Source organism: Catenulispora sp. GAS73 (assembly GCF_041262085.1).
GTDB lineage: Bacteria > Actinomycetota > Actinomycetes > Streptomycetales > Catenulisporaceae > Catenulispora.
This window is the reverse complement of the sequence record NZ_JBGCCM010000004.1, coordinates 208,635-221,039: the sequence shown is the minus strand read 5'-3', so window position 1 is coordinate 221,039 and position 12,405 is coordinate 208,635. Positions and strand designations below refer to the sequence as shown.

Here is a 12,405-nt window from a genome sequence, read left to right as displayed (position 1 = left end):
TCCGGTGAGCGACGCGACGCCTGTCACACCACCTCGAATACACATCAACACCCTGTCTTTCCTGACGCCGGGCAACTTCCCGGACGACGACCCGTACGCCGGGCTCGAACAGACCCTGCGCCTGTTCGAGCTCGGCGAGCGGCTGGGCTTCGACGGGGCCTGGATCAGGCAGCGGCACCTGGAGCACGGCGTCGGGTCCGCCGCGGTGTTCCTGGCCGCGGCGAGCCAGCGCACCAGCCGCGTCGAGCTCGGCACCGCGGTGATCCCGATCGGCTACGAGAGCCCGTTCCGGCTGGCCGAGGACCTGTCGATGGCCGATGTGCTGTCCCGCGGACGGTTGCAGGTCGGCCTCAGCGCCGGCGTGCCACCGCACGCGGACCTGATGGGCCACCTGGTCTTCGACGGCGACTGGCGGACCTACGACCTGTCCTACGGCCGCATCTCGCGACTGCTGGAGAACCTGCGCGGGGACTACCTCGGCGATCCGGACACCGTCATCCACTCCCCCGGCAACACCCAGCGGCCGCGTCTGCAGCCGCACAGTCCGGGGCTGGCCGACCGGATCTGGTACGGCGGCGGCAGCGGCCGGTCGGTGCGCTGGGCCGCCGAGAACGGGGTGAACCTGCTGACCGGCAACATCGTCTTCGGCGAGAGCACCGACGATTTCACCGCCGCGCAGCTGGCCCTGCTCGCCGAGTACCGGCGGCTCGTGGCCCCGACGCGGCGGACGCGCGTCGCGCTGGGCCGGGTGATCGTCCCGCTGGACGGCGCCGACCGCGCGACCCGGCAGAAGTACCGCGACTACGCCGCGAGCCGCTACGAGCGCACGCTGAAACCGCAGGGGGAACGGCGGATTCTGTTCGCGCCGGACGTGGTGGGGACCGCGGATCAGATCCTCGAACAGCTGCATGCCGACGCTGCTGTCGCGCAGAGCTCCGAACTGCGGTTGGAGCTGCCGTACGAGTTCCACGCCGAGGACTACGAACAGATTCTGCACGACGCCGTGCACCTGATCGGGCCCGAGTTGGGGTGGGTCGCCGACGCTTCGCCACACGTCCAGACGCGGGATAAGACGCCGGAGAAGCTCACGGCGACAGCATGAGTCGCGCACCCGGCACGACCGATTCGCCTTCGCTCGACAGCGATACACCGGCGCCGATTCCTTCAGTTCCTTCAGCTCCTTCATCTCCTCCGACCCGCAAGGCCTTCGCGGCGCTGGCCGTCCGCGACTACCGCATCTACCTGTCGACCGGCCTGGTCTCCAACATCGGCACGGCGATGCAGGGCGTCGCCCTGGACTGGTTCGTGCTGACGCACACGCACAGCGGAACCGCGGTCGGCTGGACCACCGGACTCCAGTTCGCCCCGGTGCTGCTGTTCGGCTTGTGGGGCGGGGTGCTGTCCGACCGCTACGACCGTCGCGTCCTGCTGCTCACCGCGCAGACGCTCTACGCGGTGCAGGCGGCGATCCTCAGCGTCGCCGTGTTCACCGGCCACGCGCCGCTGTGGCTGATCTACCTGCTGTCGTTCTGGCTGGGCTGCGTGTTCACCGTCGAGAACCCGGCACGGCTGTCGTTCGTCACGGAACTGGTCGGCGGCGCGCTGATACCGAACGCGGCCGGGCTGAACATCCTGTCCCTGAACATGGCGCGGCTGGTCGGCCCGGCTGCCGCCGGGATGCTGATCAGCGCTGTCGGCACCGGCTGGGTGTTCGTGATCAACATGGCCTCCTTCGCCGTGGTGCTCGCCGGACTGACCGCGATCCGGCCCGCTCCGCGAACAACTGCCCGGGCGCGGACGCCGTGGAAGGGCGCCGGCACCGCAGGGCTGCGCTATGTCGCGGCGCGACCCCGACTCCTGGCGGTCCTGGCGATCTTCGGCCTGGTCATGACGTTCGGCGCGAACTTCCCGATCACGATGACGCTGTTCGCCGGCCAGGTCTACGGCGTCGGCTCGCGCGGACTCGGCTTCATGTCCACCGCCCTCGCGGTCGGCACGATCGCCGGAACGCTCGTCGCGGCGCGCCGGGCGGCACCGCGGGTGCGCAAGGTCGTGACCGGAGCGGCGTTGTTCGGAGCCGCGGAGGCCGCCGCCGCACTGGCCCCCGCCTACGCCGTGTTCCTGGTGCTGCTCGTCCCGGCCGGATTCGGGCTGATGACGCTGAACACCGCGGTCAGCGGCTACGTCCAGACCGAGGTCGACGAGGCGATGCGCGGCCGGGTGATGTCCGTGTACACGGTGGTGGCGATGGGCGGCACCCCGATCGGCGGCCCGGCGATCGGCTGGATCTGCCAGCACGCCGGCGTGCGCTGGGGCATGGGAGCCGGCGCGGCGGCGTCCGTCGCGGCGGCCGGGCTGGTGGCGCTCTGGCTGGTCAGTCGGACGAGAGCCGCTTCCTGTCCCACACCGCCGAACTCGCGACGTACCTCGGCATGCGGCGTGACGGCGAGCTCGCTGTGACAGCCGGCAAACGACCTGTGCACTGATCCCGCGAACGGAAGGCAGCCAAAGCCATGTCACGCCAGACCAGACCAGCCCGCACCGGCCTCGGCATCACGGCCCTGGCCGTGGCGTCGTTGGCGGCCCTCGCCGCGTGCACCAGCACCCGGTCGCCCGCCGGGTCCGCCGCCGCCGGGGACTCGGCCCGGACGCTGGTCGTCGGGACGACCGACCAGGTCACGAGTCTCGACCCGGCGGGTTCCTGGGACGCGGGCTCCGGGACCATCGAGACCGAGGTGTACTCGCCGTTGCTGAACACCAAGCGCGGCTCGTCGGACGTCGTGCCGGATCTCGCGTCCGGGATCAAGCTCACCGGCCCGAAGCAGTACACGGTCACTCTCAAGCCCGGCTTGAAATTCGCCAACGGACACGACCTGACCTCCTCCGACGTCAAGTTCAACTTCGACCGGCAGCTGCGGATCGCCGACAAGAACGGCCCGTCGTCCCTGCTCTACGACCTGGCGTCGGTCGCGGCGCCGGACCCGCTGACCGTGGTGTTCACCCTCAAGTCGGCCAACGACGCGCTGTTCCCGCAGGTGCTTTCGACCTCGGCCGGCCTCATCGTCGACGAACAGGTGTTCCCGGCCGACAAGCTCCTCGACGACGCCGCGATCGTCGCCGCGAAGCCGTGGGACGGGCCGTACGCGATCGGCACCTACGACAAGAACTCGCTCGTCTCCTTCACCGCGAACCCCGCCTACCAGGGCCTGTTCGGCGCGCCGAAGGCCAAGGACGTCGACCTCAAGTACTACACCGACGCGAGCAACCTCAAGCTCGACGTCCAGCAGGGCACCGTCGACGTGGTCTACCGCACGCTGACCGTCGCAGACCTCGAAGACCTCGGCACGAAGAAGGGCGTCGTCGTCCACACCGGCTCCGGCAACGGCATCCGCTACCTCGTCTTCGACCTCAAGACCCAGCCCTACGGCAGCGCGACCAAGCAGGCCGATCCGGCCAAGGCGCTGGCCGTCCGGCAGGCCGTGGCCGACTCCGTGGACCGCGCGCAGCTCGCCTCGCAGGTCTACAAGGGGACCCTGACGCCGCTCTACTCCCCCGTCCCCGACGGCCTCACCGGCGCGACCCCGGCGCTCAAGGCGCTGTACGGCGACAAGAAGGGCGGCCCCGACCCGGCCGCGGCGAAGACGCTCCTGGCCCAGGCCGGCGTGGCCACGCCGGTGGTGCTGAACCTCCAGTACAACACCGACCACTACGGCTCCTCCTCGGCCGACGAGTACGCGCTGATCAAGACCCAGCTGGAGGCCACCGGCCTGTTCACGGTGAACCTGCAATCGACCGCGTGGACCCAGTACGGCAAGGACCGGGTCGCCGACCAGTACCCGCTGTACCAACTCGGTTGGTACGCGGACTACCTGGACGCGGACGACTACCTCGCGTCCTTCTATTCACACAACAGCTGGGTCGCCAACAATTACGACGACCCCGCGGTCCAGGCGCTCATCACGCAGGAGGAGACCGAGCCCGACCCGGCCAAGCGCACCGCGCTGATCGAGCAGGTGCAGGACAAGGTGGCTGCGGCCGTGCCGCTGATCCCGCTGCTCCAGGGCTCGACGGCGATCGTCACTCGGGACGGGGTCACCGGCGTGCCGGCCACGCTGGACAGCTCGTACACGTTCCGCTGGGCGGAGCTGTCCAAGCAATGAGTGTCCTGATCCAGGACGTCCCGGGCGCCACCGGCCCTGCTTCTCAATCCGGGGCCGGCGCCGGGGACCGCGGGCTCGCGCGCTACCTGGCAGTCCGCTTCCTGCTCATCATCCCCACGGTCCTGGCCCTGGTCAGCGTCGTCTTCTTCCTCATGCGCGGCACCGGCGACTCGATCACCACCGCGTTCGGCGACCGCCTGACCCCGGCCCAGCTGCACGCCAAACTGCACCAGGCCGGATACGACCGGCCGCTGCTGACTCAGTACCTTGAGTATCTCCGGGGTCTGGCGGTCGGAGACTTCGGCCGCACCGCGACCGACGACCAGCCGGTCTCCGCAGTCCTGCGGACCTACGGCGCCGCGACGGTCGAGTTGGCGGGCTACGCGCTCGTCGTCGCGCTGGCCGTCGGCGTCCCGCTCGGCATGGTGGCCGCGGCCTACCGGGACCGGGCACCCGACGTCGCGATGCGGCTGGTGGTCATCCTCGGCTACGCCACGCCGGTGTTCTTCCTGGGGCTGCTCTTCAAGCTCGTCTTCTCGGTCTGGCTGGGCTGGCTGCCGTCCTCGGGGCGAGCGAGCATCGGCGTGCAGCTGGAGCTCCAGAACCAGAGCAGCACCACCGGCCTGTATCTGGTCGACGCGCTGCGCAGCGGCGACGGCGCGGCGGTCGTCGACGTGCTCGAACACGCCGTCTTGCCCGGCCTCACCCTCGGGCTGCTGGTCGCCGGGGTGGTGGCGCGGCTGGTGCGGACCAACCTGATCGGGACGCTGTCCGCGGACTACGTCGAGTCCGCGCGCTCCCGGGGCGTCAGCCGGTTCCGGCTGATCACCCGGCACGCGACCCGGCCGGCGCTGATCCCGGTGGTCACGGTCCTGGGGCTGCAGATCGCCGGGCTGCTCGGCGGGGCCGTACTGACCGAGACCACCTTCGAGTGGAAGGGTCTGGGCTACGAGCTCGCGCACTACCTGAGCGCGCGGGACTTCCCGGCGGTGCAGGGCATCGTGGCGCTGTTCGCGGTCGTCGTCGCGCTGACCAACTTCCTGGTCGACGTCGTCGCGGCCCTGATAGACCCCCGAGTGAGGTACTGACCGTGGCCCGGTTCCCCGGCAGCTTTTCCAGCAGCCTCTCCGGCAGCGTGGGAGTGCAGCGCGCGATGCTCCTGGCCGGCGTCGCCCTCACCGCGCTGTTCCTGCTCACGGCCGTCTTCGCGCCGCTTCTCGCTCCGTACGGACATGCTCAACTGAACAGCGGCCATGTCTTGTTCGGCTCGCAGCAGCACCCAAGCCGGGCGCACCTGCTCGGGACCACCATCGCCGGGTACGACGTGCTGTCGCGCACCATCTGGGGCACGCGCACCGCGGTCGCGATCATCGTCGCGGCGCTCGGGCTGTCGGCGGTGCCGGGGATCCTGCTCGGCCTGGTCTGCGGGTATCTCGGCGGCCCGTCGGACCGGGTGCTGGTCGGCGTCGCCGACGCGATGTACGCCTTCCCGTCACTGCTGCTGGCCATCATCATGTCGATCGTCATCAGCGGCGGACAGTCGAGCCTGGTCGGCGGGCTGGGCGCGGCGGCGTGCGCGGTGGCCGTCGCGTTCGTGCCGCAGTACTTCCGGGTGGTCCGGGCCGAGGCGGTCCGGGTCAAGTCAGAGCCCTTCGTCGAGGCGGCCCGGGTGATCGGCACCGGGACGTGGCGGATCATGCTCCGGCACGTGCTGCGGAACTCGGTGCGCACGCTGCCGCTGATCCTCACGCTCAACGCCTCCGAGGCGATCCTCACGCTGGCCGGGCTCGGGTTCCTCGGCTTCGGGATCGAGCCCAACGCCGCCGCCGAGTGGGGCTACGACCTGAACCGCTCGGTCGCCGACGTCACCTCGGGGATCTGGTGGACCGCCGTGCCGCCGGGGCTGGCGATCGTGCTCACCGTGCTGGGGACCACGCTGCTCGGCGAGAGCCTGACGGACCTGGCAGATCCGCGGCTGCGTCGCCGTCCGGCGGCGGCACCCGAGATCGGGACGGAGGTCGGAGCAGATGCCTGATCTGCTGCGGATCGACGATCTGCATGTGGGTTTCAGCACCGATGGCGGCGTGGCTCCGGCTGTTCGCGGCGTCAGTCTTTCGGTGGCCCCCGGCGAGGTTCTGGCGCTGGTCGGGGAGAGCGGCAGCGGGAAGACCGTGACGGCGAAGTCGGTCCTCGGGCTGCTGCCGGCGACCGCCGTGACGACCGGCCGCGTGCTGCTCGGCGACGGCGCCGCCGACCCGGACGAGGACGTGCTCACCGCGTCCCCGGCCCGCTTGCGCGCGATGCGCGGCACGCTGGCGGCGATGGTGTTCCAAGAGCCGTCCACGGCCCTGAACCCGGTGTTCACGATCGGCTGGCAGATCGCCGAGGGGCTCCGGGCGCACGGCCGGGGCAGCCGCGCCGAGCGCCGGGACCTGGCCGTCGAGCTGCTCGACCGGGTCGGCATCCCGGATCCGGCTGCGCGTGCGAAGTACTACCCGCATCAGCTCTCCGGCGGACAGAAACAGCGTGCTGTCATCGCCATGGCGCTGGCGCTGGGCACGCGGCTGATCGTGGCCGACGAGCCCACGACCGCGTTGGACGTCACGGTGCAGGCGGAGATCCTGGAGCTGCTGCATCGATTGCGGACGGACCTCGGCACGGCCGTTTTGCTGATCACGCACAACATGGGGGTGGTGGCTGACCTGGCGGACCGGGTGGCGGTGATGCGCGACGGGGCCGTCGTGGAGCAGGCACCGGTGACGACGCTGTTCGCCGCACCCGCACACGACTACACACGCGAACTGCTGGCCGCCGTGCCAGTGTTCGGAAGTGCGGACCCCGCCATGCCTCCCCAGCCTGACGAGCCTATGGTCAGCGCGGCGGGCCTGGTGATCGACTTTCCGGGCCGCCTGGGACGCCGGGCGTTCCGCGCCGTGGACGGAGTCGATTTCGAGATCCGTGCCGGCGAAGTGCTGGGCCTGGTCGGGGAAAGCGGGTCGGGCAAGACCACGATCGGCAGGGCGATCGCCGGTCTGACCGCCGTGACGGCCGGTGCGCTCGACGTGCTGGGCGAACCGGTGACAGCGTGGCAGCGCCGAACCGGCAAGCGAACCCGGGCAGGCCACCTCGGCTTCGTCTTCCAGGACCCGGCCACCAGCTTCAATCCCCAGCTCACCATCGCCGACAGCGTCGCGGAACCGCTGGAGGTGCACCGTCCCGAACTCGGGCGCCGGGCGATCCGCGCCGAGGTCGAGGCGCTGCTCGACGCGGTCCGGCTGCCGCGCGGCCACGGGGACCGCTTCCCGCACGAGCTCAGCGGCGGCGAGCGCCAGCGCGCGAGCCTGGCCCGGGCGCTGGCGCTGCGTCCGCGGCTGCTGATCGCCGACGAGCCGACGTCGGCGCTGGACGTGTCGGTGCAGGCCTCGGTGCTGGAGCTGTTCGCCGGGCTGCGCCGGGAGCTGGGTTTCGCAGCGCTGTTCATCAGTCACGACCTGGCCGTGGTGGAGCGGGTCGCGGATCGGGTCGCGGTGCTCCACCGGGGCCGTATCGTCGAGTCCGGCGACACCGCCGTGGTCCTGGGCGCGCCCCGGGCGGATTACACGCGGCGGCTGATCGCCTCGTTGCCCGTGGCGGACCCGTCACGCCAGTCGCGTCGGCGGCACGAGGATGGAGGAATCGGTGAGCGAGGTATCGATGAGCACTGACACTGACGGTGGCACTGGCACTGGCACTGGCACTGGCACTGACGCCGACGCCGGCGCCCTGGTGGAGGAGGCCCTGGCTGCGAGCCCGGTCTTCGACGGCCACAACGACCTGCCGCTCGCGCTGCGGGCGCGCTCCGGTTCCGGCGTGGAGGGCCTGGACCTGGGCCGTGCGGATCTGCACACCGACCTGCCGCGCCTGCGTTCCGGAGGCGTGGGGGCGCAGTTCTGGTCGGTCTACGTGTCCTCGTCGCTGCCCGAGCCCGAGGCCGCGGTGGCCACCCTGGAGCAGATCGACACGGTCTACCGGCTCGTCGCCCGCTACCCGGACGATCTGCGCATCGCCTACACCGCAGCCGATGTGGAGGACGCTTTCGCGAGCGGCCGGATCGCCTCGCTGCTCGGCATCGAGGGCGGCCACAGCCTGGCCGGTTCCTCCGGCGTGCTTCGCGCCTTCGCCCGGCTCGGCGTCCGCTACGTCACGCTGACCCACAACGACAACACCGCCTGGGCCGACTCCGCGACCGACGAGCCCGGGGTCGGGGGTCTGGACGACACCGGGCTCGCGATCGTCGCCGAACTCAACCGCGTCGGGGTGCTGGTGGACCTGTCGCACACCGCCGAGAGCACCCAGCTCGCGGCGCTCGGCGCGGCCACCGCCCCGGCCATCTTCAGCCACTCCAGCGCCCGCGCGGTCAACGACCACCCGCGCAACGTCAGCGACACCGTGTTGGAACGGCTGCGCGCCAACGGCGGCGTGATCCAGCTGACCTTCGTCCCGGCCTTCATCTCCCCGGACGTCGCCGCCTGGTCGGCCGACCACGCCGCCGAACGCGAACGCCTCGGGCTACCCGCGCACTCGTGGACCTGGCCCGGCACCCCTCGCCCGGGCGAGGACCCGAAGTCGGTCGCCGAGCAGTACGCGCAGACCCTCGCCGCCCCGCCGGACCCGCGGCTTCAGGAATGGCTCGACCGCCACCCGCGCCCGGAGGCCACCGCGGCGCAGGTCGCCGACCACGTCGAACACGCCCGCGACGTCGCCGGTCTGGCACACATCGGCCTCGGCGGCGACTACGACGGCGTCGACCGCCAGCCCGCCGACCTACCGGACGTGGCCGGCTACCCAGTGCTGCTGCGTGAGCTGGCCTCGCGCGGGTGGTCTCGCGGTGAGCTGGAGGCGTTGACCAGTCGCAATGTCCTGCGGGTGTTGCGCGAGGCGGAGGAGGCGGCCACCGAGCCGTTGTGGCCGACGGCGGCACTGCGGTGAGGCGGTAGGGGCACGGTAGGCGGTAGCGCCCGGGCCGCGCCCGGATCCGCGGCCGTGACGCGGAGCTGTTCCTTGGCCAGCGTTCCGGGAGTTACGCCGCCACCGCGGCCGGCGTGCCGTCGCGGTCTTGGGCTTGGGCGGCCGGCCGGGCCAACTCGTCCAGGGACAGGCCGAGGACGGCCGCGACGGCGGCGATGGTGAAGAAGGAGGGCGTCGGCGCCCGACCGGTCTCGATCTTGCGGAGCGTCTCGGCGGACACCCCGGCGGCCATCGCGACCTCCGTCATACTGCGGTCGCCTCGGGCCTGCCGCAGCAGGACGCCGAGCTGGCGACCACGTTCGAGTTCGGACCGGGTCAGGGGGTTGCGCACCATGACCGTGATACTAATACCGGTATAGTAATTGGGGCAACGCGGGCCACCGCGGGCCGACCGGAAGGGCACGGATCATGGTGGAGTTGAAGACGGCGGCGGAGTTGGACGCCATGCGGGAGGCGGGCCGGGTGGTCGGCACGATGCTCGACACCGTGCGGCGGATCGCGGATGTGAACGTCAGCCTGCGCGAGCTGGACGAGGCGGCGCGTGCCGTGCTGCGCGAGGCCGGGGCGGGCTCGCCGTTCCTGAACTACCGTCCGTCCTTCGCGGCGACGCCGTTCCCGGCGGTGATCTGTACTTCGGTGAACGACGCCATCGTGCACGGCATCCCCGACGACTACCGGCTGCGCGACGGCGACCTGCTCGGCGTCGACTGCGGCGCGACGCTGGACGGCTGGGCCGGCGACGCCGCCGTCAGCTTCGTCGTTGGGACCCCGCAGCCGGCGGATTCACGTCTGATCGACACCGCGGAGCAGGCCCTGGCCGCCGGGATCGCCGCGGCGGTGGTCGGTGCCCGCATCGGGGACATCTCCCACGCCATCGGCAGCATCGCGCGAGCTGCGGGCTACGGCATCATGGAGGACTTCGGCGGCCACGGCATCGGCCGGCACATGCACGAGGACCCCGGCGTCCCGAATGAGGGGCGGCCCGGCAGGGGTCTGCGGCTGCGGCACGGGATGACTTTCGCTATCGAGCCGATGCTCATTGCCGGTGGCCGTGACAAGTGCCGGACGGCTACGGATGGTTGGACCCTGCTCACCACCGATGGGAGCCGCGCGGCGCACGTCGAGCACACCATCGCCGTTACCGACGACGGGCCGCGCATTCTGACAGTGGCCTGACAAGTCGTTATGGTTCCCGTATGACGATCCGCACCGAGTCATCCGGAACCTGAGCATGTACGACGTCATCGTCGTCGGTGCGCGATGCGCCGGGGCCGCCACCGCGCTGCTGCTGGCGCGGCAGGGTGTCAGGGTCCTGCTCACGGACCGGGCCGCGTTCCCCAGCGACACGATCTCGACGCACCTGCTGCACCCGACGGGTGTGGCGCGCCTGCGGGCGTGGGGCTTGCTGGATCCGTTACTGGCCACCGGGTGCCCGTCCATTGACACCATCAGCTTCCGGGCTGCGGAGGACCTCGTGCTGCGCGGGGCGCCGTATCCGTGTGATGGGGTCGCGGTTTCGCTGGCGCCGCGGCGGACCGTGCTCGACGCGCTGCTGGTCGAGGCGGCCGTGGCGGCGGGTGCCGAGCTGCGGGAGGGTGCTTCGTTCCAGGAGGTGATCTGGGAGGACGGCCGAGCGGTCGGCGCCGCGTTCGGCGGGCGCGGCGGCGGACGCAGCGGCGGTTTCACCGAGCGGGCCGCGCTGATCATCGGTGCGGACGGCCGGCACTCGGCGGTGGCGCGTCAGGTCGGGGCGAAGCCGATCCGCGACGCCGGAACGTTCGGCTGCCAGTTCTACGGCTACTGGCAGGGCCTGCCGAACGTGGGCACGCAGATCTTCGTCGGCGGCGGCCAGGCGGTGTTGGCGTACCCGACGCACGACGAGCACCATCTCGTCCTGGTCGGCTGGCCGCACGCGCGCTTCGCCGAGGTGAAGCAGGACCTCGACCGACACTTCCTAGCCGCGGTCGCCGCCAGTGCCCCGGCTATCGCCGAGCAGCTCACCGACGCAACCCGGACCGGGTCCATCACCGGCTCCGGCGACCTGGGCAACTACGTCCGCGAGTCGTCCGGACCGGGGTGGGTGCTGGTCGGGGATGCCGCGGCAGCGAAGGACCCGGTCACGGCGCAGGGTATCGGTGATGCGTTCGCGCAGGCTCAGTCGGTGGGGGACCGCCTGGCCAGTGCTCTGGCCGGGGGGCCGGGGGCGGTTGACGCGGCGATGGCGGCGCATGGTGTCGATTGGGAGCGGGGCGGGAGGGCGGCGTTTGAGACGACGGTCGCGTTCGCGATGGGCGGCAACTCGGCCAGACTGCTGCCGGTGTTGCGTGCGATTGAGCGGCGGCCGGAGTTGATCAGTATGTTCTATGGGGTGTACGCCGGGCAGTTCACGGTGGAGGAGTTCTTCGCGGCGGTTGGGTGAGGTTGGCTCGGGGGTTTGGGTGGTTGTGGTTTGGGTGGTTGTGGTTTGGGTGGTTGTGGTTTTGGGCGCTCGTGGTTTGTGTGGGTGCTGGTATTGGGCGGGGTGGGGTTGGTTGTGCGGTTGGTTGCGGGTTTCAGGCGATTTTTACGGCTTCGCGCAGGGGTTGATGACCTCGCGGGGGGACGCAGTTCGGTTGTGCCCCGCTGGTTGCGCTGGCGGCTGGCGGTTTTCGTGGGCACGACCGCGCGGTGGTTCGGGTCTGAGCGTGGTGCGTTGGCGACTGGCGGTATTCGTGAGCAAGAGCGCGCGGTGGTTCGGGTCTGAGCGTGGTGCGTTGGCGGCTGGCGGTATTCGTGAGCAAGAGCGCGCGGTGGTTCGGGTCTGGGCGTGGTGCGTTGGCGGCTGGCGGTATTCGTGAGCAAGAGCGCGCGGTGGTTCGGGTCTGGGCGTGGTGCGTTGGCGGCTGGCGGTGTCGGTGTCGGTGGCGCGTGCTATATCTACGTATAAGGGGGATTAATTCCCTAACAAAATGCCGCCACGCCCGACTCGCACACCAGGCTGCGCTGGCGGCCGGCGGTGTTCGCGTGCAAGACCGCGCGGTGGTTCGGGTCTGAGCGTGGTGCGTTGGCGGCTGGCGGTTTGCGCGTGCACGACCGCGCGCCGGTCCGAGTCACTGCGCACGCGTTTCGTAGGCGGCAATCGTCGTGCGTGGTGGGCACCTTGAGGCCTCCGGCGGGCGCTCTACAGCGAGGGGGCGACCCGCGCGTCCGGCGCTTCGGCGGCGGCCCGCGACTGCTCGGCTTTCTATCCGCTGTTGCC

10 protein-coding genes are annotated in these 12,405 nt (G+C 71.0%); 9 read left to right on the top strand and 1 reads right to left on the bottom strand.

Annotated features, from left to right (window positions below; all coding sequences use genetic code 11):
• Window positions 1-4: 4 nt before the first annotated feature.
• Genes ABH935_RS07800 through ABH935_RS07770 form a run of 7 tightly spaced genes read left to right on the top strand, consistent with a single transcriptional unit; the run spans window position 5 to window position 9,128 of the window.
• Window positions 5-1,102 (top strand): LLM class flavin-dependent oxidoreductase, encoded by a 1,098-nt coding sequence (locus tag ABH935_RS07800; RefSeq protein WP_370377108.1) that lies wholly within the window; start codon window positions 5-7, stop codon window positions 1,100-1,102.
• Window positions 1,099-2,460 (top strand): MFS transporter, encoded by a 1,362-nt coding sequence (locus tag ABH935_RS07795; protein WP_370377107.1) that lies wholly within the window; start codon window positions 1,099-1,101, stop codon window positions 2,458-2,460. The genes ABH935_RS07800 and ABH935_RS07795 overlap by 4 nt, the downstream gene beginning before the upstream one ends.
• Window positions 2,461-2,513: 53 nt before the next feature.
• Window positions 2,514-4,160 carry an ABC transporter substrate-binding protein gene (locus tag ABH935_RS07790; RefSeq protein WP_370377106.1) on the top strand — a complete coding sequence of 549 codons (1,647 nt, stop codon included), beginning with the start codon at window positions 2,514-2,516 and terminating at the stop codon, window positions 4,158-4,160.
• The gene (locus tag ABH935_RS07785) at window positions 4,157-5,248 is read left to right on the top strand and encodes an ABC transporter permease (RefSeq protein ID WP_370377105.1); all 1,092 of its coding nucleotides are present in this window, start codon (window positions 4,157-4,159) and stop codon (window positions 5,246-5,248) included. Before ABH935_RS07790 ends, ABH935_RS07785 begins: the two co-directional genes overlap by 4 nt.
• A 2-nt stretch (window positions 5,249-5,250) precedes the next feature.
• The gene (locus ABH935_RS07780; RefSeq protein WP_370377104.1) at window positions 5,251-6,195 is read left to right on the top strand and encodes an ABC transporter permease; all 945 of its coding nucleotides are present in this window, start codon (window positions 5,251-5,253) and stop codon (window positions 6,193-6,195) included.
• Complete coding sequence (locus ABH935_RS07775; protein WP_370377103.1) at window positions 6,188-7,864, top strand: dipeptide ABC transporter ATP-binding protein; 1,677 nt, start codon at window positions 6,188-6,190, stop codon at window positions 7,862-7,864. The genes ABH935_RS07780 and ABH935_RS07775 overlap by 8 nt, the downstream gene beginning before the upstream one ends.
• Window positions 7,854-9,128, top strand: a complete 1,275-nt coding sequence (locus ABH935_RS07770) for a dipeptidase (RefSeq protein WP_370377102.1) — start codon at window positions 7,854-7,856, stop codon at window positions 9,126-9,128. The genes ABH935_RS07775 and ABH935_RS07770 overlap by 11 nt, the downstream gene beginning before the upstream one ends.
• Before the next feature lie 91 nt (window positions 9,129-9,219).
• Here ABH935_RS07770 and ABH935_RS07765 read toward each other — a convergent pair whose 3' ends face one another.
• Window positions 9,220-9,501: a helix-turn-helix domain-containing protein gene (locus tag ABH935_RS07765; protein ID WP_370377101.1), complete on the bottom strand. Its 282-nt coding sequence runs from the start codon at window positions 9,499-9,501 to the stop codon at window positions 9,220-9,222.
• A 74-nt stretch (window positions 9,502-9,575) separates the two neighbouring features.
• Between ABH935_RS07765 and map the strand changes: the two genes are divergently transcribed.
• Both map and ABH935_RS07755 read left to right on the top strand, forming a co-directional pair.
• Window positions 9,576-10,343 carry a type I methionyl aminopeptidase gene (gene map / locus ABH935_RS07760; protein WP_370377100.1) on the top strand — a complete coding sequence of 256 codons (768 nt, stop codon included), beginning with the start codon at window positions 9,576-9,578 and terminating at the stop codon, window positions 10,341-10,343.
• A gap of 55 nt (window positions 10,344-10,398) precedes the next feature.
• On the top strand, window positions 10,399-11,586 hold the full coding sequence (locus ABH935_RS07755) for an NAD(P)/FAD-dependent oxidoreductase (protein WP_370377099.1): 1,188 nt from the start codon (window positions 10,399-10,401) through the stop codon (window positions 11,584-11,586).
• The last annotated feature ends 819 nt before the right edge of the window (window positions 11,587-12,405 follow it).

What these genes read in the sequence shown, in the direction of transcription:
- map (WP_370377100.1), top strand. Translation starts at nt 9,576, where the DNA reads ATGGTGGAGTTGAAGACGGCGGCGGAGTTGGACGCCATGCGGGAGGCG.
- ABH935_RS07755 (WP_370377099.1), top strand. Translation starts at nt 10,399, where the DNA reads ATGTACGACGTCATCGTCGTCGGTGCGCGATGCGCCGGGGCCGCCACC.
- ABH935_RS07790 (WP_370377106.1), top strand. Translation starts at nt 2,514, where the DNA reads ATGTCACGCCAGACCAGACCAGCCCGCACCGGCCTCGGCATCACGGCC.
- ABH935_RS07770 (WP_370377102.1), top strand. Translation starts at nt 7,854, where the DNA reads ATGAGCACTGACACTGACGGTGGCACTGGCACTGGCACTGGCACTGGC.
- ABH935_RS07785 (WP_370377105.1), top strand. Translation starts at nt 4,157, where the DNA reads ATGAGTGTCCTGATCCAGGACGTCCCGGGCGCCACCGGCCCTGCTTCT.
- ABH935_RS07765 (WP_370377101.1), bottom strand. Translation starts at nt 9,501, where the DNA reads ATGGTGCGCAACCCCCTGACCCGGTCCGAACTCGAACGTGGTCGCCAG.
- ABH935_RS07795 (WP_370377107.1), top strand. Translation starts at nt 1,099, where the DNA reads ATGAGTCGCGCACCCGGCACGACCGATTCGCCTTCGCTCGACAGCGAT.
- ABH935_RS07775 (WP_370377103.1), top strand. Translation starts at nt 6,188, where the DNA reads ATGCCTGATCTGCTGCGGATCGACGATCTGCATGTGGGTTTCAGCACC.